General features: G+C 69.0%; 22 protein-coding genes and 3 pseudogenes. All 25 read right to left on the bottom strand.

What is annotated here, in order from left to right; all coding sequences use genetic code 11:
• Nucleotides 1–14: 14 nt before the first annotated feature.
• Nucleotides 15–1,514 (bottom strand): MFS transporter, encoded by a 1,500-nt coding sequence (locus E6W39_RS00120; RefSeq protein ID WP_228717851.1) that lies wholly within the window; start codon nt 1,512–1,514, stop codon nt 15–17.
• A 26-nt stretch (nt 1,515–1,540) separates the two neighbouring features.
• Nucleotides 1,541–1,999 (bottom strand): MarR family winged helix-turn-helix transcriptional regulator, encoded by a 459-nt coding sequence (locus E6W39_RS00115; RefSeq protein ID WP_228717850.1) that lies wholly within the window; start codon nt 1,997–1,999, stop codon nt 1,541–1,543.
• A gap of 18 nt (nt 2,000–2,017) precedes the next feature.
• Nucleotides 2,018–2,167, bottom strand: coding sequence for a hypothetical protein (locus E6W39_RS43345; protein ID WP_323808963.1), 150 nt, complete (start codon nt 2,165–2,167; stop codon nt 2,018–2,020).
• 41 nt (nt 2,168–2,208) lie between these two features.
• On the bottom strand, nt 2,209–3,771 hold the full coding sequence (locus tag E6W39_RS00105; protein ID WP_141631666.1) for a methyltransferase: 1,563 nt from the start codon (nt 3,769–3,771) through the stop codon (nt 2,209–2,211).
• 35 nt (nt 3,772–3,806) lie between these two features.
• Nucleotides 3,807–4,595 (bottom strand): class I SAM-dependent methyltransferase, encoded by a 789-nt coding sequence (locus E6W39_RS00100; protein WP_141631665.1) that lies wholly within the window; start codon nt 4,593–4,595, stop codon nt 3,807–3,809.
• A gap of 126 nt (nt 4,596–4,721) precedes the next feature.
• Nucleotides 4,722–5,408, bottom strand: a complete 687-nt coding sequence (locus E6W39_RS00095) for an isochorismatase family protein (RefSeq protein ID WP_141631664.1) — start codon at nt 5,406–5,408, stop codon at nt 4,722–4,724.
• Nucleotides 5,405–5,593 carry an NUDIX hydrolase gene (locus tag E6W39_RS00090; RefSeq protein WP_141631663.1) on the bottom strand — a complete coding sequence of 63 codons (189 nt, stop codon included), beginning with the start codon at nt 5,591–5,593 and terminating at the stop codon, nt 5,405–5,407. The genes E6W39_RS00095 and E6W39_RS00090 overlap by 4 nt, the downstream gene beginning before the upstream one ends.
• 98 nt (nt 5,594–5,691) lie before the next feature.
• Nucleotides 5,692–7,452: a group II intron reverse transcriptase/maturase gene (ltrA, locus tag E6W39_RS00085; RefSeq protein ID WP_228717849.1), complete on the bottom strand. Its 1,761-nt coding sequence runs from the start codon at nt 7,450–7,452 to the stop codon at nt 5,692–5,694.
• Between the two features lie 579 nt (nt 7,453–8,031).
• A complete protein-coding gene (locus E6W39_RS00080) occupies nt 8,032–8,472 on the bottom strand; it encodes an NUDIX domain-containing protein (RefSeq protein ID WP_141631662.1) in 441 nt (146 codons plus the stop codon).
• Nucleotides 8,469–9,839 (bottom strand): NUDIX hydrolase, encoded by a 1,371-nt coding sequence (locus E6W39_RS00075; RefSeq protein ID WP_181798988.1) that lies wholly within the window; start codon nt 9,837–9,839, stop codon nt 8,469–8,471. The genes E6W39_RS00080 and E6W39_RS00075 overlap by 4 nt, the downstream gene beginning before the upstream one ends.
• Nucleotides 9,836–11,767 carry an ABC transporter ATP-binding protein gene (locus E6W39_RS00070; protein WP_228717848.1) on the bottom strand — a complete coding sequence of 644 codons (1,932 nt, stop codon included), beginning with the start codon at nt 11,765–11,767 and terminating at the stop codon, nt 9,836–9,838. Before E6W39_RS00070 ends, E6W39_RS00075 begins: the two co-directional genes overlap by 4 nt.
• An 85-nt stretch (nt 11,768–11,852) precedes the next feature.
• Nucleotides 11,853–12,290 carry an NUDIX hydrolase gene (locus tag E6W39_RS00065; protein WP_141631660.1) on the bottom strand — a complete coding sequence of 146 codons (438 nt, stop codon included), beginning with the start codon at nt 12,288–12,290 and terminating at the stop codon, nt 11,853–11,855.
• Nucleotides 12,291–12,493: 203 nt separating this feature from the next.
• A complete protein-coding gene (locus E6W39_RS00060; protein ID WP_141631659.1) occupies nt 12,494–13,426 on the bottom strand; it encodes an endonuclease/exonuclease/phosphatase family protein in 933 nt (310 codons plus the stop codon).
• 93 nt (nt 13,427–13,519) lie between these two features.
• Entirely contained in the window at nt 13,520–14,047 is a 528-nt protein-coding gene (locus E6W39_RS00055) for a helix-turn-helix transcriptional regulator (protein ID WP_141631658.1), read from the bottom strand.
• A gap of 28 nt (nt 14,048–14,075) precedes the next feature.
• A complete protein-coding gene (locus E6W39_RS00050) occupies nt 14,076–16,106 on the bottom strand; it encodes a glutamate ligase domain-containing protein (protein WP_141631657.1) in 2,031 nt (676 codons plus the stop codon).
• A gap of 83 nt (nt 16,107–16,189) precedes the next feature.
• Nucleotides 16,190–17,181, bottom strand: a pseudogene (locus E6W39_RS00045) (glutamine synthetase).
• 11 nt (nt 17,182–17,192) lie between these two features.
• Nucleotides 17,193–17,585, bottom strand: coding sequence for a hypothetical protein (locus E6W39_RS00040; protein ID WP_141631656.1), 393 nt, complete (start codon nt 17,583–17,585; stop codon nt 17,193–17,195).
• Nucleotides 17,585–19,084 (bottom strand): annotated as a pseudogene (locus E6W39_RS00035) (amino acid permease). Before E6W39_RS00035 ends, E6W39_RS00040 begins: the two are co-directional and overlap by 1 nt.
• Before the next feature lie 87 nt (nt 19,085–19,171).
• On the bottom strand, nt 19,172–19,357 hold the full coding sequence (locus tag E6W39_RS00030; RefSeq protein ID WP_141631655.1) for a hypothetical protein: 186 nt from the start codon (nt 19,355–19,357) through the stop codon (nt 19,172–19,174).
• Nucleotides 19,348–19,581, bottom strand: coding sequence for a hypothetical protein (locus E6W39_RS40210; protein WP_220140130.1), 234 nt, complete (start codon nt 19,579–19,581; stop codon nt 19,348–19,350). The genes E6W39_RS00030 and E6W39_RS40210 overlap by 10 nt, the downstream gene beginning before the upstream one ends.
• Nucleotides 19,582–19,627: 46 nt before the next feature.
• Complete coding sequence (locus tag E6W39_RS00025) at nt 19,628–19,918, bottom strand: hypothetical protein (protein WP_141631654.1); 291 nt, start codon at nt 19,916–19,918, stop codon at nt 19,628–19,630.
• Between the two features lie 351 nt (nt 19,919–20,269).
• Complete coding sequence (locus E6W39_RS40700) at nt 20,270–20,626, bottom strand: hypothetical protein (RefSeq protein ID WP_228717871.1); 357 nt, start codon at nt 20,624–20,626, stop codon at nt 20,270–20,272.
• Nucleotides 20,627–20,641: 15 nt separating this feature from the next.
• Nucleotides 20,642–21,139: pseudogene (locus tag E6W39_RS43875) on the bottom strand (SAM-dependent methyltransferase); the annotation flags it as partial.
• Nucleotides 21,136–21,453, bottom strand: coding sequence for an SAM-dependent methyltransferase (locus tag E6W39_RS42520; protein ID WP_141631653.1), 318 nt, complete (start codon nt 21,451–21,453; stop codon nt 21,136–21,138). The pseudogene E6W39_RS43875 and the gene E6W39_RS42520, both read right to left, overlap by 4 nt.
• A gap of 2,501 nt (nt 21,454–23,954) precedes the next feature.
• Nucleotides 23,955–24,155, bottom strand: a complete 201-nt coding sequence (locus E6W39_RS00005; RefSeq protein ID WP_141631652.1) for a hypothetical protein — start codon at nt 24,153–24,155, stop codon at nt 23,955–23,957.
• Nucleotides 24,156–24,252: the final 97 nt, after the last annotated feature.

The raw sequence follows: 24,252 nt of genomic DNA, 5'->3' as shown, positions 1-24,252 counted from the left end.
CGGCGCGCTGTGGGTCAGTGAGCCGACGGAGACGGCGTCGAAGTCGGACGGCTTCGATCCTCAGCTTCCGGTTCGACTCGACCGGCCCAGGCCCGGCACACCGACTGGGGCTGTGATCGATTGGTCTCGGGTGAGCGTCGGCGGGCGAGGGCGAGGCTGGCCATCGTCGTGATCGCCATCGCGGCGACGCCGACCAGCGCCGCGGTCGTGTAGGCGTCGTCGTTCGGGAAGAGGCGGCCCGTGGCGGTGCCGGCGGCCAGGATCAGACCGCCGATGGCGCTGCCCAGGGAGTACCCGACGCTGCGGACGACGTAGTTGAAGCTCATGGCGCTCGACGTCTCGCTCTTGGGGGTGACGGCCAGGATGACGCCGGGCATGGCGGCCGAGAAGCTGCCGACGCCGAAGCCCAGCACGCCCATGGCCGCGAGCAGTTCGGCCAGGTTGGAGCGGGCGGTGGCGAACAGGACGAACCCGCCGCCGACGATGGCGGCGCTGCCGGCCAGGAGCAGGGGGCCGTCGATCCGCATCCGGACCCGCTGCGTGAGCTTGCCGGCGACGAACCCCAGCACGGAGAACGGGATGAGGACCAGCCCCGCCACGAAGGTGGTCAGGCCGAAGCCGTAGCCGGCGCTGTGCGGCGTCTGCGCGTAGCGGGTGATGAGCGTGAGCAGGAGGTACATGCCGCTCCCGCCGACGAACATGGCGATGTTCGCCCCGGCGACCGCCGGGTGCCGTACCGCCCGGACGTCGACCAGGGGCGTCCTGGTTCGCAGTTCGGAAACGGTCCAGACGCAGAGCAGGAGTACGGCGGCGACGGCAAGGGTCACCGCCACGGCGAGGTGTCGGCTCCACAGGCTCCTCTCGCCGGCCAGGAACAGGACGAGGAGCAGTCCACCCGCCAGGACGAGCGCACCGGCCACGTTCACGTGGGCGGAGCGCCCTTCGGGAGCTGCGGGCATGGAGCGCCACGCGGTCACGAAGGCGATGGCGGTGACGAGCAGGCCGAGGCCGTAGGCGGCCCGCAGTCCGCCGAACTCGGCGAGCAGCGCGGCCAGCGGGTAGCCGACGCCGGCTCCGATGATGGAGACCACTGAGATCAAGGCGATCGTGGCCGCGCTGCGCTCCTCGGGAAGATGGTCGCGGGCCACGCCCATCATCAGCGCCGTGAGACCGAGTCCGACGCCTTGGGCCGCTCTGCCCACGAGCAGCCAGGCGAACGGCAGCGGCAGCACGGTGAGCGCGCTGCCGACGACGACGATCGCCAGCGTGGCGAGGATCGTGGCCCGCCGGTGCGGACCGGCTCCGAGCCGGCCGAGGACGGGTGTGGCGACGGCGCCGCTGAGCAGGGCGATGGTCAGCGTCCACTGCGCGCTGTCGAGGGAGACGTGGAACGTGGTCGCCACGCTGGTGATGAGCGGCGTCCCGAGGCTGGCGACCGCCGCCACGACCAGGGCGATGAACATCAGGGCGGGGACCAGCAGACGTGCCTCGGAACGTATCAGGGCAGTGCTCATAGGCTGGTCGTGAGCCTGGGCCGCGGTCACCGGTCCGACCCCTCTCGGGCGTGGCTTTCGAGCTCCGCCAGATGCAGCAGCGCCGGAACGGCTGCTGCCAAGGCCTCGACCTCGTCACCGGTGAGTTCGTCGATCAACCGCGCGTACGCGTCGACGCCCGCCTGGCGTCGCGTCCGGACGTACGACGCGCCGGCCTCGGTCAGGCACACCAGCGTGACCCGCTTGTCGGACGGATCGCCCTTCCGCTCGACCAGCCCGGATTCCTCCATCACCCGGACCAGGACGGTCATCGCGGGCTGGGTGACGCCCTCGGCCACCGCCAGATCGGTGATCCGTCGCGGGCCGGTCTTGTCCAGGGTGGCCAAGGTGGCGGCGGACGTCAGGCTCATGTCGCGGGGAAGGCGTCTCACGGCCCTGGTGGCCAGACCGTAGAGGGCTGACCCGATGGCATCGGAAGCGCTGTGCGCGGCGTCTCGGCGACTCATGCCTGAAGCATAGCAGCTTTATATGAATCCTTTATGCATCTCCGGATCAGGGTTCGGCGATACTTGACCGGTGACTCCCGTGGCGAGCACGACCGCGCGGTGGGTCCGCTGGTGGTCCGGGTGCCCGGTCGGCCCGCCGTGGGCGTCGTGGGCGTCGTGGGTGAGCACGATCTCGGGTCGGAACGAGCGGATGTGCCGCACGATGTCCGCTACCAGGCGGTCGAGAGGCGCGTCGCACGGCCGCGGGGCACATGCCGCGCGGGTGCGCCGAGCGCTCCGTCGCCCCGCAGGGCCAGGACGCGACCACTGCCGGCCTCCGCGGTGAACCGCCGGGTGCGGTGGACGACGTACGGGTCGATGTCGATGGTGACCACCTGTCCACCCTCGCCGACGACGTGCGCGATCAACTCCGCGTTGTAGCCACCGGAACCGACCTCGAGGACGGCCGCGCCGGGCTCCAGTCGCAGCTTCTCGATCATGTCGGCCTGCAGCCACGCCGCGGACACCGAGCTGGTCGCCCGCCCGCTCCCGTCCCAGCGGGTGACGATGGCCAGGTCGTCGTCGTAGGCGGTCGCGAGGTCCTTCTCCGGTGCGAACCGGTGGCGGGGCACCGTGCGCAGCGCGTCCTGGACTGCGGGGGAGGGCGCCCAGCCGGCCGCGATGACGGCGTCGGCCATCTGCCGGCGCAGTCGGACCGCCTTGGCGGGTTCCCCGGGCACGGGCGGCTGGGTGGCGGCGGTCGGGTAGGCGTGGACGGCCGGCAGGTCCGGGATGACGCCGGGCCAGATCGCGTTCAGGGCCTGCGCGGCCGGGGCGAACACCTCGCCGAGGCAGGCCAGGGCGTGGAGGTCGTGCCACTCCCACCGGTCGAAGAGCCGCGCCTCCGGATTCGCCAGAGTCCCGGTCCAGGCGCTGACGCGGATGACGGCGGTCAGCCGGGGCACGCCGTGGCTGTCGTCGCTGAGCATGGTCACCACGGTGGCGTCGGCGGTGCCGGCGGTCAGGCCGGTCTCCTCGGCAAGTTCCCGAACCGCCGCTTCCTCGAAGCTCTCCGAGCCGCTGGTCTTCCCGGCAGGCAGTTCCCACATGTTCCGGCGGGAGCGGCCCAGCAGGACCCGGCCGGCATCGTCGGTGACGACCACCACGGCTCCGGTCAGGGCGTGCCCGGTGGGCGGGTCCTTCTCGACGGCCCTGGTGTCGGAGTGACAGGGGCCGCGCAGGACGAGGACCGCCAGGTCGTCCGCCGCCCACCGCTCTGCCGTCTCCCACCCCGCGGTGAGCAGGCCGATCTCCTCCTCGTCGAGCGCGATGGCCCGCCTGGTGGCCGGGATCTGCTCGACCATGAGTGTGATCACCACGAGCGCGCCGCCGGGCCGCAGCCGCTCCCCGAGGGCATGCAGGACCCGAGTCCGGTTGCCCAGAAACGGGTACATCAAGCGCAACGTGATGAGGTCATAGCCGTCTTCGCCCAGATACATCGGGTCATCGCGCTCGATGTCCAGCCGCAGCCACCGCACCCCTTCGATTCGACCGTGCTCAGCCCGGGCCCGCTCCAACGCACTGGCGGCGAAGTCCACGCCGTCCACCGCATAGCCGAGACCCACAAGGTGCGCAGCCAACTCCCCGGTGCCACAGCCGACATCGAGCGCCCGCCCACCGCCCTCCGGCGCGGGGACGTGCTCGGCAAGGAGCGCCCGCTCGCAATCGCCAAGCGGCCGCAACCCCCGGCCATCAGCGTAGTGCTGCTCCCAATCCTCAAGGACATACGCCACGTGCTGCTCCTGTGTTCGGTTGGTGGTGTGAGTGGTCACGGGCGGCTGGCGAGCAGGATGGTGAACTCGGCGTTCTCGGTGAGATCGCCGTTCACTGCGTGGCGTTCCAGCAGTTCGAGGGCCTGGGCTTGGAAGGCGGCCAACTGGTCGCCGAACAGCTGGTCGGCCGCGAAGGAGGTGCTGGCCAGGTAGCCGACCACCTGGTCCGGCGTCCACCGGCGCACCACTGGCAGGACGTGTTCCTCGATGCGGGAGAACGGTGAGTCGGCGAGGACCTCCTCGTAGCGGCGGTGCGGTTGGGTGTAGGTGCCTTCGGTGCCGGCGCGGCGCTCGGGGCCCAGGTAGGTCTGGATGAGCGCGCGCAGGGGATCGGTCCACGAGTTGCGGGCGGTCCACAGGCTGCCGTCGCCCATGACCGCGACTACGGCACCGGGGGCTGTGATCTCGTCGATCACGCTGAGGACCTGGTCCTGGGGCATCCAGTGGAATGCCCGGCAGCATGTGACCAGGTGAGCTTGGTAGCCGGGGTAGGGAGCACTGAACTCCTCGGCTGGGCAGGCGTGTACGCCCAGCGGTTTGTCGCGCATGAGCGGCTGCAGTGCCTTCTCGGCCTCGGCGATCATCTCCGGGTCGCGTTCGACGACATCGACCCGAGCGAACGCCTGGTGCAGGGCGGCGGGGACCTGCCCGGTGCCGGTGCCCAGGTCCAGCAGCACCGGGCGGGGGATGCCGCGAACGGTGTCGGTCAGGAGTGCGACGGCGCCTTCGGGCAGGCTGGGCCGGAACTCGCGGTAGGCGCGGGCAGCGCCGGGAAAGAGGGGCACCTTCGTGGCCTCCAAGTCCGTTTGGGTCGCTCGGTTCAGGTACGGCGGGAAAGCCAGTGCGTGGGGCACCAGGCTCGACGGCACCCGCTGGCGGTGTGGTGGTGGCGGGCCGGGGTCTCGGGCTCATCAGCCCGCCCGGATCAGGTCGAGGACCTCCGCAGTGGCGCGCACGTCGGCGAAGGACCGGTAGAGGGTGCGCAGGGCGGCGTTGTGGACCTCGTCGCTGCCGGCGGCCGTGCCGTCGGCCACGACGACCACCCGCAGGCCCAGGGTGGAGGCGTCGCGTGCCGACCCGGCCACGCACACGTCGGTGACGACCCCGCACACCACCACGGTGTCGATGCCGCGCTCGGCCAGTAGGTCGGGCAGCGGGCAGAAGCCGGGGAAGAAGGCGCTGGACGCGGCCTTCTCCACCAGCAGGTCGCGGCCTTCGTCCACGGTGAACTGCGGCCACAGGCGCCCGGCGAGCGGGCCGCTGCCGCCGGAGGTCCGGTACAGCTCCGCGACGCGGGGGCCGTAGAACTCCTCGCGGGCTGCTCGCGGCCCACCAGGTCCCGGCAGCACCCAGGCCACCAGGCCCCCGGCCTCCCGCAGGGCGCTCGCCAGGTCCTGGATCTGCGGGATCACCCCGCGCGCGTACGGCCCGTCGAAGAACGGCACCATGTCGATCACGACCAGTGCGGTGCGGACCGGGTCGAGCCGGGTGTAGGCGTGCCGGCGGCCCCGGCGCGCTTCTTGGCGGGCGTACTCGCGCTCTGGGATCGACCAGGCGTGCAGCAGGGCGGGGGCGTCGGCCGGTGGCGCGGTGCTCATGCGTGCCCCGGAGTGGGGATGGTGTTGGCGGCCATCAGGACCGACACGGCAGCCCCGGACAGCAGGAGTCGGCCGTCCATCGCGGCGGCGACGGCCTCCTGGAGCGGCCACCACTCCACGGTCATGCCGGTCTCGGTGCCGGTCAGTTCCTGCTCGCCGACCGTCAGGTTCCGGGCGATGAACATGTGCAGGCGTGCGGTCGGGTAGCCGGGGCCACATTGCTGTGGCCCCGGCCCCCTCAGAACCGTGCGTGCCACTCGTCGCGGCACACGGCTCAAGCGGGTCACTGGGACCTCCCAGGTCCGGACTTGTCGTGTCCACCAGCATGTAGCTGCTGGTGGCACTCGGTGTGTCTGAGTTCCAGGTTGCTGAGGTGATCGGAGCCACCGTTCACCCGCTGCACGACGTGGTGGACATTGAATGCCCGTGTGGCGCCGTCGAACCACGCCACCCAGTCGCGGAGGTTGTCCGGCTCGAAGCCGGCTCCCTCCATGAGGTCAAGACCGCAGCCTGGGCACAGTCCCTTCTGTCGTACTGCCAGCAACGTGATGCGCTTGCGCTCGGTCACTGGCAATCCGCGTCTGCGGGATCTGCGGGCCCAGAACTCCGCGTGTTCCGGGTCGTCCTTCGACACGTGCGCCGGGACTCCTCGGTGGTAGCGGATTGGGGTCCAGGCGAACTTCGCCAGATACATATGGCTGTTGCCAAATACCCATCTGTCGTTCCTGGTCGGGTGGTGTCGGCCCCAGTACCGGTCCTTCACCCACCTTCTCCCCTTCTTGCGGTGCCTCCTACGAGCCCACTCCCACAATCTCTCGAAGACATATCTGTCGAGATTGCTGAATGTCCTCGATGAGGACATTGGACTGTAGTAGCCACTCCATCCTCTGATGAATGGGCTTAGCTTGGAGATTAGAAACTCCTCGCTGCCACTCCCGCAGGATGTGATGATTTCCTTGATCCTCTTCCTGGCCTTCTTAACGGCGTCCGTGGACGGTACGATGAGCGTCGTCCCGTTGCCATACAGCTGGCATCGGGCCCCGAGGAAATCAAATCCTTCGGTTACCTCTACCACGCTGGTTTTCTGCTCGTTGATCCGCAGACCCCGAGCTTCCAGCCAGCTGCATAGCTTGAGCCGCGCTTCATGCGCTCCGAGTTCGTCGTGGCATAGCACCACGAAGTCGTCGGCGTACCTCACCAGAACGGGCGATTTCAGATGGGTCTTTAGCCCCTCCTTTGTCCGCCTGATACGGACTCCCGCCGCCGTCTCCATCCCGTTCAGCGCGATATTCAGGAGCAGTGGGCTAATCACCCCACCTTGTGGTGTGCCTTCGTCTGTAGAGATGAAGGCACCGTTCTCCATCACACCGGCCCTCAACCAGTCCCTGATCCGCTCTCGGGCCGGGAAGTGCCCGATTTCTCGCATCAAGTGGTTGTGGTCGATCCGGTCGAACGCGGCCTCCAGGTCCGCATCCAGAACCCACTGCCTGCTCTTCTTGTTCACCACATTGTGGATCATCAGCAGAGCATCGTGGCAGCTTCGTCCGGGGCGGAAACCATAGGAGCGGCCGTCGAACTTGGCCTCCCACTCCGGCTCCAGGGCGTTCTTCACCCTGGCCTGCTCTACCCGGTCCCTGATGGTCGGGATGCCGAGCGGCCTCGTCTTGCCGTTCGCCTTCGGGATGTACACCCGTCGTACCGGCTTGACCTTTGGAGCTCCGGGGACCGAGAGAGCATGGGCAAGCCTGCCCCGTCCCTCCGGTGTCAGAGCCCTGAAGTGGTCCACTCCGGCCGTACGTCGTCCTTTACTCTGCTGCGTCACCCGCCGCACACTTTGCAGCGTGTTGGAGTGCGACCGCAGCATGAGCTTCTGGAGGTTTCTGACCTTCGCCAGGTCTCCAGCCTGCGAAGCCTTGAAGATCCGGTGGCGGAGCCGTCTTACCTCGTTCTCCACCTTGGCCCAGTCCGTGCTGTGCCAGTTGGCGGCGAAGTCGGGGGTTCCGTTCCGGGAGGGGTCGCTATCCGGCAACTGACTGTCGTTCAACTCGCCCTCCTTGTCTAACTTGTGCCCTCGTTGGGGCGGTCCCCATCGTTTCTTCAAAGACCTACCTGGTTCGCGTGGGCATATCCGACGGGTTGGGCCGGAGGCTCGGAGCGCCTTCCATCCCGGCCGTTCCCCTGGGCTTTCGCCCTATCGGCTTGCTTCTCGAACCATCCTTTTCCCGCGCGGGCTTGCACCTTCGTTACCTCCGGCCTACCCCTGGCTTCGGGGACCGCTACGGGGTTTCCCTGTTCCCCTCTTGTGAGACTGCGGACGGGTCGGGTGCTGCCTCTGATCCGGGGCCGGGGTGATCCTCCGCCGGTGCTGCACTGCCCGACGTCCCGTCCTGCGTCGACTCCACCTTGCCAGGTGTGGTCGGCTGCCCATATCCGCGCCTTTTGCGTCCGCTGCACGGATGACCTTTTCGAATCTTTAGGTACGGCAGTTCACTTTCGTTCACCCTTTCGTCCTTCCTCTCGCCTGTGGACCTCTGAGCGGACCGAGGTCCCTTGGACTTTGCTGTCAGCTCAACACCCCAGCCTTACGGCCGAAGCGCTTGACAGTGAGGACCCGCTGGAATCACTAGCGGGGGGTTGGCGTCTCCGGTCCTTCCCACTCACGCAGAGGGGCTTTCAGGTCGCACGTGCACTTGGTCATCAGGGCGACCTGGCCGAGCTTGCTCCAGTCGGCGCCCGTGATGCCGGACTCCTCCTTGAGCTCGCGGCGGGCCGCGTCCAGCGGTTCCTCGCCCGGTTCGAGGACGCCACCGGGCGGGGTGACGATCTCGCCGTGGACGTAGGAGTGGTAGCGGACCATCGCGATCCGGCCCTGGTCGTCCAGGGCGACCGTCAGAGCGGCGTCGACGCGGGCCTGGTGGAACTCGAAGGCACTGTGCGTGCCGTCGGGTTGGGTGACGGTGTCGCGCTGGATCAGGTACGAGCCGGTGTCGAGCAGGGTGGTGCGGCCGTGCTGCTGCCAGGGCAGGGGCGCGACTGGTTGGCGGGCGATGGTGGGCTGGGTCACTGGTTCACTCCTTCGGACTGGTGGGCGGCTGCGAGTTGCGGCAGGTAGTGCGCCATGTATGGCGGGACCTTGAGACCGGGCAGCTCCGTAAGGGGGACCATGCGCACCGCGCGGCCCTCGTCGCCGAGCCGCAGCTCCGTCTCGGGGCCGTGCCAGACGGCGTGGAGGACGCGGGTGAGGGGGAGGCCGAGGTCGTGGTGCGGGTCGGGGAGGGCCCGAAGCCCGGTGATCTCGATCCCGGCCTCCTCGCGGACCTCGCGCACCGCGCTCTCCTCGGCGCTCTCGTCGCCCTCGCGCCAGCCGCCGATCGGAGTCCAGTAGCCGGGCCAGGCCATGCCGGGCAGGTCGTCGCGCAGGTGCATCAGCAGTCGGCCCGCAGGGTCGGTGACGAAGACCAGGACGCCCTCGAAGTCGTCGTCGGCCCGGGCAGGGCGTTCCAGGTAGAGCGGGCGTCCGGACCGGTGGGCGCGCAACACCTGCCGGAGCCACTGGTAGTGGGCAGGGGTCATGCGGGAGCGCCAGTCGTGGGTCGTCTCGAACCGGAACTCGGTGTGCTCGGCCGGATCGAGCCGGATCCGGGCCTGCTGTTCTGCAGTCAGCGTGCCGCCGTCGAACACGTAGCCGCACGTCGGCACCGGGAAGTAGGTGTCGGCCTGCGCATGGATCACGGCGACCAGGCGGCGCCGGAGCACCTGCGGGTTCTCCGCAGCAAGGTCGAGGCCCAGCTCTTCTTGGGCCTCGCGCAGCGCGGCGTCGAACGGCGTTTCGCCGTGCTCGACGTTGCCACCGGGGAAGTCCCAGGCGGCCGGGTCGACGGTCGAGCGCATCCCGATGACGCGGCCCTGCCGGTCGGTGACGAGGAGACAGCCGTAGGTGGTGGGGCGCGCGATGGTGGAGAGGTAGCCGCCGACGGGCCGCCAGTTGGGGAGTGAGAGGCGACGGGTCAGCCACTGGATGACCTCGCGCTGCCCGTCGCTGGTGTGCGGCAACTCGTCGGGTTCGGCCCACTGGTGGGCGTCGTGCTCTTCCGACAGGGTCACCGCGGTGCCATCTGCCACCGCGGTGGTGAACACGAACTGCCGCACCCGCCGACCGTTCTGGTTGGTGTAGTCCAGGCTGCGCGCGTATTCCAGCGGCAGGCCGGTAAGGCCGGTCTCCTCGGCCAACTCGCGTGCCGCGCCTGCCTCCACCGCCTCGTCGCCCTCGCGACCGCCCCCCGGGTACTCCCACAGGCCAGGCAGGACGTCGTGGGCGGCCCGGCAGATCAGCAGGACCCGCCCGGAGTGGTCGCGCACGATCACGCCGACGCCGATCCGCTCGATCCCCTCGCGCGCCGCCAACGCGGTCAGTACATCGAAGTCGATCACTGGGCCTGCTCCTGTTCCTGTCGGGCCGTCACGTCCCGCTGAGCGGGGATTCCGGTGCGGTCGTTCTGCAGGTCCCACAACTCGCGGAACCTGGAGCCCTCTTGCGCCACGAGCTGGTCGAACGTGCCCTGTTGGATGACCGGGCCGTCTTCGAGGACGACGATCCGGTCGGCGATGGCGACGTTGGTGAGCCGGTGGGTGACCAGGACGACTGCGCGGTCGCGTGCTACCTCGCGCAGGTTGGCGAAGATCTTGTGCTCGGCGCGCGGATCGAGCGCGGCCGTCGGCTCGTCGAGGACCAGCAGGCCGCCCTCGCGGTAGAACGCCCGCGCGATCGCGATCCGTTGCCACTGTCCGCCGCTGAGCTCCTCGCCGCCCATCCACTCGACGGCGAGCAAGGTGCCCAGTCCCCGCCGCAGCTTGGCGATGACCTCGTCCGCACCGGAGGCGGCGGCTGCCCGCAGTGCCGCTTCGTCACCGCCTGGTGCGGCGTGGCCGAGGGTGATGTTCTCCCGGGCGGTCAGCGGCCAGCGCGCGTAGCTCTGCGGTACGACGGCGACTTGGCGCCACAGCGCGTGCGGGTCCAGGTCGCGGGTGTCCTGGTCGTCCCACAGCACCGCTCCGCTGTCGGGCAGGTAGAGGCCGGCGATGGTCTTGGCAACGGTGGTCTTGCCGGATCCGTTCTCACCGACGAGTGCCAGGATCTCGCCGGTCTCCACGTGCAGGCTCACCCCGTTCAAGGCGGCCCGGTCCGAGGACGGATAGCTGTAGCTGACGTCCTTCAGCTCGATCCGCTCCGGCCGCTGGGCAATCGCCGGGCCGCGTTGGAGCGCGAAGCCGCCAGCCTTGTCGAGGAACGACGTCCAGTCGTCCAGGTACATGCCGGTGCGGAACAGGTCGGCGCCGTAGCCGACGATGCCCCGCAGGGCGGAGCCGACCGCGCCGAGGGCGATGACCGCGGCACCGCCGTGCGGCAGGCTCATCCTCCCGGTGCTGACCAGGTACAGCATGACGAGCCAGACCACCGCCGTGCCCAGGCCGGACACGGCCGCGCCGATCACCGACACGCGCGCACCCTGCAGCGCCGCACGCCGGGTGACGCCGTCCAGGCGGCGCCCGATCAGGTCGTACTTGTCGAGCAGGAACCGGCCCATGGTGTCGGAGCGCACCTGGTCGGCATTGTTCTTCTGGTGGATGTACCAGCGCAGGTTGAGCAGGATCCGCCGGTCGCCCGAGGCCAGGCGGTTGGCGAGGAACTGCACCCGGGCGGCGTACACCGAGGCGAAACCCTGCGGGAGCGCGGCGGCCACCAGCAGCGGCAGCAGCAACGGATGGAGCACGGTCAGCACACCGGCCGCCCCGACCAGCGAGCCCACCGAGGACAACAGGTTCTGCGCCTCGCCGATGATGTCGACGGCGACCTCCGCGCCCCGGTCCGCGGCCTCCAACTCGTCGGCGTACCCGGCGCGGTCGTAGGCGGTCAGCTCGGTCGCCACTGTGGCGCGCAGCACCGCGGCCGACGCCTCCCGGGAGATCCGGGGCGACAGGTGGACGGTGATGGCGTGGATGGCGATGCCCAGTAGCGAACGCAGGGCGGCCGCGGCGGCGATCACCGCGATCGACGGCGCGGCGTGGGTGAGCTTGTCACCCACCTTGCCGGGGCCGAAGACCGCCGCGATCGTTCCGGTGGTCGCGAACAGGCCGGCGGCGCCGAGGACGGCGGACAGGATCTGGCAGCCGAGGAGGACGGCAACCGACACCCGGTCGATCTGCCAGCCCAACCTGAAGGCTCTGACGACCAGTTGGGGAAGCCGCCGGGCCATCGCGCTGACGCTGATCGCCTCGATGGCCTCGATCCGGCGGCCATCGGCAAGCCACTGGAGCTCTTCGTCCGCGGTGTCGGTGAGCTGCTCGGTAGCCGTACTCAAGCGGTGCCTCCCATGTTCAGGTCACGATCACGAACAGCCGGCAGGCACCCTGGACCAACCGGCGAGACCCCCCAGGCCTGTGGGTTCAGCCGAAGCCCTGCACGGTCAGTTGGCGGCCGGCGGCGATGCCGGCCAGCGCGACACGGAGGTAGGGCACGGTCGGTTCCGGTAGCCCGGTGAGTGGCCACCACCTGAGCTCGGAGCACTTGTGGGACTCGCAGTTGGCCGGTTCACCCCGGTAGGTGTCGGTGGCGAAGAACAGTTGCAGCCGTACCACCCCGTCGTCAGGGTCGCGGTCGTGCAGTACGTGCACCAGCCGCAGCTCGTCCTCGGCGATGAGCAGCCCCAGCTCTTCCTCGGCCTCGCGGACCATTCCGGCGGCGACCGACTCACCGGCCTCCAGGTGCCCGGCCGGCAGGTGCCACCATCCGTCCGCGTAGCCGGTGTTGCGGCGCCTGCCCAGCAGGATCCGGTCTTCGCGGATGAGGACCAGGTGCACGCCGATGCCCGTCGGATGAGCCATGGCGGACGCCCCCTTTCCAGAGGTGAACATGAGCGGGATCACCACGGTGGCAGCCTGAGCCACGGCGCGGGGTCCACCAGGATCCTGGCAACCGGGCACCCGCGTGGAGGCAGAACGCGTAGAGCGTCACCCGATCGTGCGAACGTCGGTTCGACGCTGGGCAACCTGGTCACGAGGGGACGGTGCCGCCGGCTGGCGCGTGGTCAGGTCGCAGGCACAGGAGCGGGACAAGCGTCGTGGGTGCGGTAGTCGTAGTCGGGATGGCGATGCAGGCCGGCCATGAACAGTTCCGCGTCCCAGACCGACACGGTCATGGCGTGGTCGGACCACTCCGGCAGCGGCACCACCTTGAACTCCTTCAGAGCCGGGAGCAGCGCCCGCGAGACGTATTGGCGGTCGATGCGCTGCGGTGGCCCCTGTCTGCGGTTGACGGCTGGGCGCATGCTGGCCGTCGGCGTGAGGGCGTCTGCCTGGCCGAGTTGGAGGGCGGCGTGCACGGCCGGATCGGCCAGACCGATTGCGGTCAGGATCCGGTCCGGCTCGGTGTCAGTGTGCGCGCCATCGCGGGTGCGGCGCTCCTGATGCCCGCGGTCCTCCAGATTCGGCCAGTCCGGGAAGGGGCCCTGCTCGTGGCCGGAGGCGCTGTAGGAGTTGAAGTCTCCGGCGGTCAGCACCGCGAGCTTGCGGCGCTGCCAGGTGGTCATGTTGCGGGCCTCGATCTGGCGGCGTTCCGGTGAGCGGGAGCTCAGGTGCACGGAGGCCAGTTGCAGCGGAACATCCACCCCGCCGTAGCGAACTGAGATCGCACAGGGGGCGTGCCACCAGTCTGTGCTCTGCGGCCACACGCCGGTCACCGAGAACGTGTCCTCTCGGACGAACAGCCCCGTCGGGTTGGGAGACTCCGGTGTAGCGGAGGCAAGGAATCCCCGCATGGAGAGCATGCGTTCGGCCTCGTGCAGCAGGCGGCCGCCCTGCTCATGGGTGTGCGTCATTTCCTGCCGGAACAGGGCATCGAGTGGGAGTCCAGACAGGAATTCGTGTGCGGCATACCACTTGTCGAAGTGTCCGCCACCACGTGGATGCGGCGTGAAGCCGTCATGCTCGAGATTCAAACTGCCGATGACGATCACGGCCATGGTGTAGACCTCCAGTAGGTGGGACGGGTCGACAGCTCGGCCGTTTCGGCCGATTGCTTTTCCGCTGCGGCAACAGCGTGTGGCTGTCAGCAGTCACGTATTGGCGGCGAATTGGGCGAGGTGGTCAGTCAGCGTGACGGCCGGAAGAGCTGGATTGAGATCGCTGAGGAGCAGAACCTCATAAACCAAGCCCAGGCCGACTGCGTGGGCGCGGTCCCGGGCACCGAGGTTGCTCAGCAGCTTGCTCGCGTACTCCCGCACCGTGCTCGTGGTGATCCCCAGCGCAGTGGCGGCGTCCTGGTCGTTGCCGCCAGTGGCGAAGATCGTCAGGACCTGGCGCTGGCGCGGGGTCAGGGGGATCGGGACCGAGACGTGGCGGACGATGACGTCCTGCGGAGAGACGATGCGGTGGATCAGTCCCAGCCCGATCAACTGGGCACGGGACTCGGCGCCCAGGGCAGCCTGAAGCTGGTTCAGGAGGTCGGTGATCTGGCTCTCAGAGGTGTAGAGAGCGCGGGCGATTCGGGCACGGGAGCGGCCGGCGGCCCGCAGCTTAAGCAGGGTGGCCTGCTCTGTGGTCAGCACGGGCACGGGCCGATGCGAATCGGGTGCGATGGTCACCTGGGGTCCTTGGGCGTTGGTGGCGGGGTTAGCGGTTGGCGGGGACGGGGGTGGCCAGCGCGGCGAGAAGGCGTTCGGCGAGCTGGGTGGCGTAGCCGCTTCCGACGACGGCGATCACGTCACCTGGGCGTGCTAGGTCGGCGATCTGCCGTTCCAGTTCGTGGCTGAGCACGGCCTGCACGCTAGGCATAACGTGGAGGTGGTCGGCGATGCCCTGATGAGCTGCCGCGCGGGCGATGGCTTCCACGCCGGAGGGGAATCCCGGATGGGCAGCGCCCGACGGGTCGTACACGGGCAGCAGGAAGGCGTGATCAGCGGCGGCCAACTGGCGGCCAAGTTCACGGCCGTTGGCGACAGTGGCGGGCCAGCCGCTTGGCTCGAACAAGGCGATCACTCGCCCACGGTGGTCGGTCAGCTCGCGGGCGACGGCAAGGTCATGCGCCAACTCCACGGGATGAACAGCGACGGAGTCCAAGACCGTGATGCCATTGGGTTTGCCGGCAACCGTCAGGGAACGGGCAATGCCGCTGAAGTCAGCAACCCCTTCGGCGAGATCTGCGACAGCGACGCCGAGCAGCTGCCCGGCGGCGACCACCATCGCCGCATCCCGCGCCGCCTGCCGGCCCATCACCGGTACCGTCAGCTCGTACTCCGTACCGTCCAGGCCTCTCAGCCGCAGCCGCGTGCCGCTCCGGTTCCGCCAGCTGTCCAGGATCCGCACGTCGGCACCGCCGGCCTGCCCGACTGTCACTACCCGCGGCCCGGGCTGCGCGGCCAGCCGGGCGGCCAGCTTGCCCACACCCGCCTCCCAGGTCGGCAGCACCACCGCCTCGCTGCGCCGCGCGATGCCTTCGAGCTCCTCAAGCTCATCGTCGAGTCGGTCGAGTCGAGTAGCGCTGGCAGCGGTGATCACGCTGACCTCGGTCCTGACGGCCAGGTCGTAGTCCTGGGCGAGGTCAGCGATCAACAAGTCCCCTCCGCTGTGGTGACCGAGCCGTTGACCGGTCACCGGGCGGCGCAACATCCAGGCGGGGTTGCGGTGGCCGAGTGCGCTGGTGAGCATCCCTGAGACGGTGGCGGTGCTGTGGCTGCCGGCGACCATGACGGTGGTGGCGCACCCGATCAGTTCACCGAGCGCCTCGGCGACGGTCAGGGCGGGGATGCCGAGGGCCCTGGCCCGGTCTAGCTCGGCCCGCGCGGCTTTGGTAGTTGGGCCGGGCCAGATCAGGCAGGCCATGTCGGCCCGCACTGGGGCGGAGCTGTGCGGGTGGATGACCGCACCCAGGCCGCGCAGCGCGTTGATGGCAGGGGTGTCCGTGGTGGCGTTGGTGGAGCCGCTGACGCGGGCACCGCGGGCCAGCAGCAGCTCGGCCAGGCCCGGCAGTCCGGAGCCCTCGGCGTCGATACCGACCAGGTGCGGGACGGTCAGCAGTGGTTGGGCGTTGGGCGTGGAGTTCATGCGGGGCTTCTCCTGCGGAATGGTGGCGATGGGCGGGGGCCAGTCCTGGTTGATCGCTTCGAGTGCCGCGGCGACGAGGAATACTCGATGGCCGACACCGTGCGGACGTGCGGCGACGCGTGTCAGGGGCGGGCAGGCCCCGGTGACGCGCAGGAGCTCAGGCTCCGTTGACTGCTCGCAGTTGTGGCTCGGTGGGTTGGTGATGGCGATCAAGTGGGGGATTCCGCGCTGCTCGAAGACGTCCAGGGCGCTCGGGTCGGTGCCCATCACGGGCCAGTGATCGGTCACCAGCAGTGCGGCGGTGGCACCGTCGAGCAGGTCCGTCCAGCGCCGCCAAGCCGCCGCCGGGGTGGGTAGGGCGAACAAGAGCACCACCACATCGCCGATCGTGATCCGGCCCTTCCAGGCACAGATCGTCTTGGTGGCGAAGCCGGGGTCGGAAGCGATATCGGCATACTCCTCGACGATCTCTAGTGCCTCGTCGCTGACGGCGGTAAGGGATGCTGTGGTGTCGTGCTCGGTGCCGGCCAGCAGGATCGTCAGGTAGGACGGAGGTTCGGCCCCGCAGCTCGGCGCGGGAAGAGCGAGTGTGGAGGACACGGTTCTAGAAGTTCTCCAGGACGGTGGGTGGGGCCCCGAGGCGGACTGCCCACGCCTCGGGGCCCCGGCACAAGGGGACAGGGTCAGGTCTGGGCGAAGCCGCGCACGAGCTCGAGGTCGGTCACTCGCGTCTCGTGGGCGGCCAGTTCGGCGCGGGCCAGGGTGTCGTAGTGATGAACGACGTCTTCGCCCAGCAGCGTGCTGGCCAGCGTGCTCGAGGCGAACAACTCCACGGCCTTGCCCAGGTTGCCGGGCAGCTGCGGCCCGGCGGTGGTGCGGTAGCCGTTGCCGGTGACGGGCGCCGGGGGTTTGAGGCCGGCCGCGATGCCGTGGCGCATCGCGGCCACCGCGGCGGCAAGCGCCAGGTAGGCGTTGCTGTCCGCGCCGGGCAGGCGAACTTCCAAGTGCAGGCTGGGGCCGTGGCCAACGACACGCACCGCGCAGGACCGGTTGTCCCGGCCCCAGCAGTAGCGCGTCGGCGCGAAGCTGCGCGGCCGGAACCGCTTGTAGGAGTTGACGTTCGGAGCCCACAGCGGGGCCAGCACCGGCAGAGCCGCCAGCAGGCCGGCCACAGCGCCCCGTCCCACTCGGACAGCTCCTCAGGCTGGTCGCCGGTGGCCATCCGGGAGGCGCCGTCGTCCCATAGCGACAGGTGCAGGTGCAGGCCCGAGCCGACCCCGGTCGTCGGAGCCGCCATGAAGGTCGGCACCAGGCGCATCCGGTCGGCAGCCGCTCGGGCTGCCGCCTTGAGCAGCACCTGCCCGCGAACAGCCTCCACCGGATCCCCGTACGGAAGCGTGATCTCCACCTGCCCCGGGGCGCCCTCCGTCTTGACCGCCTCGATGGGCGAGCCGGCCCGGCGCAGCAGGGTGGCCAGGCGCTGGGTGTAGCGCACCAGGTGGGCTGGCTGGTCGAGGGAGTAGTCGCGGTTGTCGCAGGTAACCGGGGTCAGGCCGCGAAACCCTATAGCGGTGGCCTGGGCGAGCGTGCCCTGGTAGACGAGGAACTCGGTCTCCAAGCCGACCTTCACGCTCAACCCGGCGTCGGCAAGCAGATCGAGCTGGCGAGCAAGCATCGTCGACGGGGCTACCGGCAGCGCGGTGTTCCCATCCGGGGTGACGGCGTCGGCAAACACCAGAGCGGTGTGGGGCAGCCACGGCACCGTCCGTGCCGACGCGAGATGGGGAGCCACCGAACGTCTCCGAAGCCCGACTCCCAGCCGGCCAGGTCCAGCCCGTCCAAGGGGGTCATCTCGATGTCGGTGGCCAGCACGTAGCCGCACATCTCCGCCTCGGATTGGCCGTCGACGAAGTGCCGCACGAAGTACTCGGCATCGTATGCCTTCCCCTTCAACCGGCCCTGCGTGTCGACCACGGCAAGCAGGACGCTGCGGAGCTCGCCGGTCAGCGCGGCCTGGCGCAGCTGGTCTCGCGTCAACCGACCCGAGAGCTGTTGGGTGGTGGTCGGTGTGGTGGGCATCAGACGACCTCGCCGGCCAGTTCGGTCATGCGGGCGCTCGGGGCGTTGGGCGGGGTGTATGAGCGGCCGGCGATCCACCGCCACACGGTGGCCAGCAGTAGCACGACGGCCAGGGCGACGGGTGCGTAGTTGAACGAGTTGGCGGTGATCGGGCTGCTCTGCGGCAGGCACACCAGCACGGTGACGATCACCACCCACACCACCGCGGCAATCCCGATCGGACGGCTCCACCGGCCAAGGTGCCACGGTCCCGGAACGAAGCGGGACTTGGCGCGCAGGCGCAAGTAGATGGGGATGGCGTACGCCGGGGTCATGCCGATGACATTGATGGCGGTGACGGCACCGTAGGCGGTCATCGACCACAGGGAGGGCAGCGCCAGCAGCCAGGCCACCGAAACGGAAAGCCATACTGCCGCCACGGGCGTGCCAGTGCGGGTCGAGGTGCGTCGCCACCAGGTGCTGCCCGGCAGCGCACCGTCCCGGGAGAACGCGAACACCATCCGGCTTGCCGCGGCGGTCTCGGCGTTCCCGCAGAATAGCTGAGCCACGATGACCACGATCAACAGGCCCTCGGCCCCGCGCGTGCCCAGGGCATCGAGGAAGATCTGCGCCGGCGGCACGCCGGTGGCTGTGCCGACGGTGGCGGCGTAGTCCTTGATCGCGAAGGTCAGGCCGAACAACAGCACCAAACCCGCTGCCCAGGAGACCCAGATTGACCGGACGATCCCCGCGGGGCCGACACCGCCGCCGAGACCGTCTCCTCCGACAGGTGCGCGGAGGCGTCGTACCCACTGAACGTGTACTGGGCGAGGAGCAAGCCGATCGCTGCGACGTACACCGGGCTGTGCCACCCGGTCGCGTTGTTGTAGTGGCCGAACACCCAGGCAGCGGACTGATGATGGCTGGGCACCAGCAGCAGGACGCCGACGATCAGCACCACACCTGCGATGTGCCACCACACGGAGACGCTGTTCAGCATGCTGACCAGCCGCACCCGGCCAAGTTCAGGACCGCGTGCAGCAGCAGGATCCCGTGTAGATCCCCATCAGCGAACTGGGCGTCGGGTTGAACCCGAACTGCAGGTGCGCCAGCGCCCCGATGAACGACGCGGCCCCGTAGTCGATGCCAGCGATCCGCCCAACAGGCCGAGCAGGTTGAGCCAGCCTGTGTACCAGCCCAGGCCCTCCCGCCCAAGCGGTCCGCCATGAAGTACAGCGCCCCGGACGTCGGGTAGGCCGAGGTGACTTCTGCCAGGGCGGAGCCGACCAGCAGCACCAGCGCCCCGACACCGACCCAGCCCCACAGCATCACCGCCGGGCCACCCGCCCCAAGCCGTACCCGTACAGGGTCATGCATCCGGACAGAATCGAGATGACCGAGAACGAGATCGCGAAGTTCCCGAAACTGCTCATTCTGCGGACCAGTTGGGGCTGATAGCCCAGCTGGCGCAGTAACGCTTCATCCGCGGATCCGGACACCGCTCGGTGCGAGCGCGCCATTGTGCAACCTCCAAATCAGCAATGAAATAGGAAAGTTGAAAACATCAAGCCGAAGCTTGGGCAGTCGGCCGTGAGCACGGTGGTTCTTCAGTGCCTCAGGTACAGGCACTGATCGCGCGCTTCGAGGAATGCCTGCTCCGGGCCGCCGGGTCGGTCAGCCACGTAGGCCCACGGGATGCGGCTGGCGTGCGGCCCGATCACCTCGAACACCTGCGCCGCATCGGCGCGGCGACGCCCGGCCCACAGCGCGTGGGCCAACAGGTTCAGGTCCACCGCGGTGGGCGGCTCCTGAAACGGCTGCCGGAACCACTCGCTCCAGGCCGCTCCGTGCGCCGGCCCACCGACTCCGAGACCTGCCATTGCCGGTGGTCCGCGTCTCGCGCCCGGCCGCTCTTGCGCAGCGCCCAGTAGGTCTCCGCGTGCGCCAGCAGTGGCAGCACCAGGCGTGGCGACCCGGCCGGTGCCAGGCCCTCCATGAAGAAGACGAAGTTCCACACCGCGAGAACTGGCCGGTGGGCCGCGACAGCCAGAACTGCAGCATCCTCACATGGGCCTCGCGTCCCACCGGGTCCGCAGCATCGCCTCGTGCAGGAGACCCCACGGACCGGTCGGCAGGAAACTCCCGCCCCACGGCGCCGCCACCCGGTGGTCGGGCACCGCTTCGGTCGTGTCCAGCTGGGCAAGTGCGAGCAGGCACACCCATGGGACCGGGTCGGCCGGTGCAGTGTTCACTGCCGACCAGCAGGCCTCACGGGCCGGCCGCCAGCACCCCGCCCAACCAGGGTGCTCCCGGCCGGCTCGCAGCGCCCGCTCGACCGCCACTCGAGCGCTCATGGCGCCGCATCCGCACTGTTGGGCTCCTCACGGCGCCACTCCTCCCACCGTCGACCCGGCGGCCACAGCCCCGAGCACCTGGGAGCGGGCGGTCCGTACTCCGGGCAAGGAGCGCGAGGCAGCCAGCAGGTCACGCATCGCCATCCACCGGCCCGCCCCTACCTCCTCCACCACCGCCCTCAACGCGTCGTCCAGGCAGCCGGGTGAAAGACCACCCGGTCCGACGGTGAGCTGCCGCTCATCGCCGCCCCCTTCACCGCGCCGACCGCCAACCGACCTGCCGTCCGTTCGCGCCCCGGTGCAGCGAGGGCACCACGCGAAGCCGGCCCTCGAGTCGCGGAGCACACCAGCTCACCAGCCGGCTGATCGCCTCGTCCACTTGCCGGCGCTCTGCCCGCATACTCGACACGACCTCCCCGACACGTAGGCCAGGGAGTTCGGCTCATCGGACAGCACCGCCAACTGCACCGCCACCTCGGCTAGGAGGTCGCTGTCCTGCTTCCTGACTATGGCCAGCTGCCGTTCCGCCGCGGCGGCCCGACGCCGGGCCGTCGCGGCGGAGCGCTGGGACACGACTGCCACCAGCAGCGCGACCAGAGAGCAGACGATCGTCCCGGCCACCGCCGGTGTCACGAAGCCATCACCGAGCCCCCAGAGTTCGACCCACGCCCCGTACCGGGACACCTCAGCCGGAGTGAGCTGATCCACCAGGCGAGGCCACCGGTTCACGGTGGTCAGCCCGGCGCCGACAGCATCAGCCCCTCCAAGAACCCGGCCACTCCTCCACCGACCGTGGATGGATCGGCAACCGGTGCCGGGCGAAGACCGCTGCGACCTTCTCCCACGCCTTCGGGGTGAAGTCCGCAGTCGCGTGCGCCAGCACCACCAGGAGCCGGCAGGCAGTACCTCGAGCACGGCCGCCAGGCAGCCGTGCGGGTCCTGCTCGTCAGGCATGAATTCGAGCGCCGACTCCACGACCAGAGCCACCGGCCGCCCCGGCTCCAGCAACGCCTGCACCGGCGAAGCAGCCAACAACTCTTCGGCTGTCCAGGTGACCAGGTACCACGCAATCCGCCGGGCGGAGACAGCTGAGCCGGCCCGCAGGTGGGTCAGCACCATCGGGTCGTCGTCCACGTACACGGCTGGACACTGGGCTGGAACGCCTGGGCAGACCGTGAAGGCAGGACCTGTAGGCAAGCCGGCACGAGCACCAGCAATCACGCACCTGGTGGCCCTGGCCAGAACTGCACAGCACGCTCGATGAAATCCCGCGGGCCCGAACCGATCGCGAATCGCAGGGGCACCTTCTTCAGCTCAGCCGCCACCGTCCGGTCGATCACCTGATGGTCCTTCCCGCCAAGGAGCAGGTCGTCCAGACGCGCCCGCGACGGCTTGCCGTTCCCCCCGGCTCGGCCGATCGACTGCCAACCCTCAGTGGATCGGACGCCCGTCAGGTTCGGTGGAAGCCACCGAGACCGTCGCTCAGCGACTACGTCGCTCTGTTTCAGCACGGTCATGGGTTCCTCGGCGCTCATCTGCTGGTCCGGACGAAACGGGTGGAGCTGCTGGTGCCTGCTCGCCGCGCAGGGGATGTCACGGCGAGCAGGCGGTCAACGGGTGGCGGTGCGCGTGCCGACGCGCCGTAGGTCACACGGTGGACCAGTGCGATCGTGTGCTCGACGGGGAGGTTAGCTCGCCTGCTCGTTTGGCTGATAGTGGCCGTTGAAGCACGGACGGTGGTACCGCATAGCCGGACGGTGCAAGGACGTCCTGGGACGCAACACTCGAACCTGACCGGGGACTCACTGTCCGTCAAGGTGCCGTATCGCCACCACCTCGCCCCGCGATCAACTGAGCGCGATCGAAGCCATTGGTATCACCGACGTGTCATTGAGCGATAACCGCTGCGCATAGCGACCTGAGGCTGTATCAGTGGATATCGGCTCGTACGACTTTGCACAGGGCTGCCTCGAGTGCCGAGGACGACCGGAAGGGGTTACGCGTGACGAACACGAAGACCCTGCTCTGGTTCTGGTTGCCGAGCAACGCCACTGGAGCTACAAGGACTTCGAGCGAGCGTTTGCCGCAGCCGCCACCGATTTGGCGAAGCGCCTCGGCGACCGGCACTTCAACAACCTGACCGTCTCCGAACGACGTTCCGACGTTGGACGGCAGGTCGGGTGGGCCGGACAGCCGGCAGGTCTGCCCAGGTGCTGGAGCACATGTTCCATAGGACAGCGGCCTCGCTGTTAGCACCGGCGCCCAGCCTCGCCTCCAACGAGCAGCCCAGTACAACCTCGAAAGCGACATGCGATGACCGCACGTGACGCATCCGACCACGCGTTCGCCCTGGCTCCCAGTCCCTTCCCGAATGTCGCTAGAGCAGCTCCGTGACGACTCGTTCATCTCGCCGTACCTATGATCGAAGGCACCATTCGACGTCTTCCGCGAAGGCAAGATGCTGCGCGCGAACGTGGCGGATCTGCTGGACCGCACCCAGATTCCGGCGCAACGCAGGACCTACTATCATCGCGGCCAGGCTGCTGCGCTGCTCGCCATGTCAGCGTTCGATCTCGGGTCACTGGGTTCCGCAACCAGGCTGGCCGCTCGGCAGCAATTACGGAGAAGCAGCACGGTTCGGCCCGCTGCAAGCCTTTGCCGGTGGAACGCTGGCTGTTCTTGCCTACTGGGACGGTCGTCCGCGGAGGCTGTCCAACTTGTCCGGCAGGCCAAGCTGCACCCGGGCATCGGAGCTGCTGCCGTGCGCGGCTCGGCTCAATCGAGGCTCGTGCCTATGGCCACCTCGGCGACGCCGCTCGGGCGCAACGAGCTGTCCAGGCCTTCTGAACGATGACTGGGAGGGCGTCGACGACCTCCATGACGGCATCGGCGGCGAGTTCATCACGATGCTGCTCGCCTGGCCCGTTCGTACGGCACGACGTTCCTTCTGCTGAGCGACGGCGCTGGAGCTCAGGAACACACCACCAGGGTCCTGACTCTGCAGTCCGCGCTACCAGCGTCCAAGCGGACACCCGGATCGAAGCCGAGGCCCGCGCGGACTGCGCCGCGGCCCTGCTCTCACGGGCGATCTGGACGGCGCGGTCGAGATGCTGAAGCCCATTGCGGCGCTACCACCTGACCGGCGGATCGCGGCCTGGTGGAGCGGATCCGCCGTGTTCGCGGCTTGCTTACGGAAGACCATCCGCACGTCGGCGGTGGCGATTCGCTTGGCGAGGACCTCGAGGAGTAGTCAGGGATCAGCACCGAGGCAACTCGGCACTGGTGCAACTCGTCTCGCGCTCGGGAACTGACGCCCAATCGGGCCGGTGCGCGCGTCCAGCCAAGCTCGACGCGCGCACCAACTCATTTCCGGGCTGCCGTTGCGAGATCGCGCCTCCTTCTCAGGGGCAATGCCGTGCGCTGCGGCCCTTGGGTGCGGAACGGAAGACCTCCGGACTGCAGCACGCCCAAGTGTCGGCGACGGTCTGCGCCAGCGGTCGACATGTCAGCCCGACCTCATAGGCCGTCGATGCGTCGATGAGCCAACCCTTCGTGCGTGCGCCACAGCGGGAGTTTCGGTCCATTGGGTCACGCCGCTCTCCAGCAGCACAGCATCGGGGACCCACTCAAGCTGCCCATACTTCCTGTGGTGTGAGGCAGAGTTGCAGAAGGTCTGACATCGTCTCGCGGCCGATCGGTGCCGTGACGTTGTGCACCCCACCGCCGGTTCGCTGGCGACGCCAAGCGCGAACCGTGCTACGTCACGAACGTCGACTGGTTGGATGGCCTTTCGCGGATCTCCGGGTGCCAGGATCCGTCACCGCGTACGGCCCGACGCAACCACCAAGGCAGCCGGCCGACGTACTCCCCGGTCCAAGAATCACACCGGGACGCAGAATCAGGACCGCTCCGGGCCGAAGACGGTGACACTGCGCTCGGCGCGGCCTTTTGCCGCCGTAGTGAAGGTTGGGTCCTAGCAACCGGCCGGGTTGCGCCCGTAGTCCTCGTCCGCTCCGGTGGGCCGTCAAGCACCGCATCACCGAGCGAAGCGGCTCGTCGGGCCATCCGCGTAGACCGAGGCTGTGGAGATGTAGACGTACTGGCAAGTCACGGGTTCCAAGGCTCGTGCGCCGCAGAACTGCCGTGGTGGCAGTTCGCCGGCCGAGGTGTCGATGACCGCGTCCACGGCCCATGGCTTGCCAGACGCGCCAGATGTCTCCATCGGTTCGATCACCATGAATCGGCTCCACGCCAGGCACATCCGAGCCGATCGGCCACGATTGAACGTAGTGACTGCCAACCTGACGGAGTGCGTCTTCAACTACCGCCGACTA

It is taken from the genome of Kitasatospora acidiphila (assembly GCF_006636205.1).
Lineage (GTDB): Bacteria > Actinomycetota > Actinomycetes > Streptomycetales > Streptomycetaceae > Kitasatospora > Kitasatospora acidiphila.
This window is presented reverse-complemented; position numbering and strand designations above follow the sequence as displayed.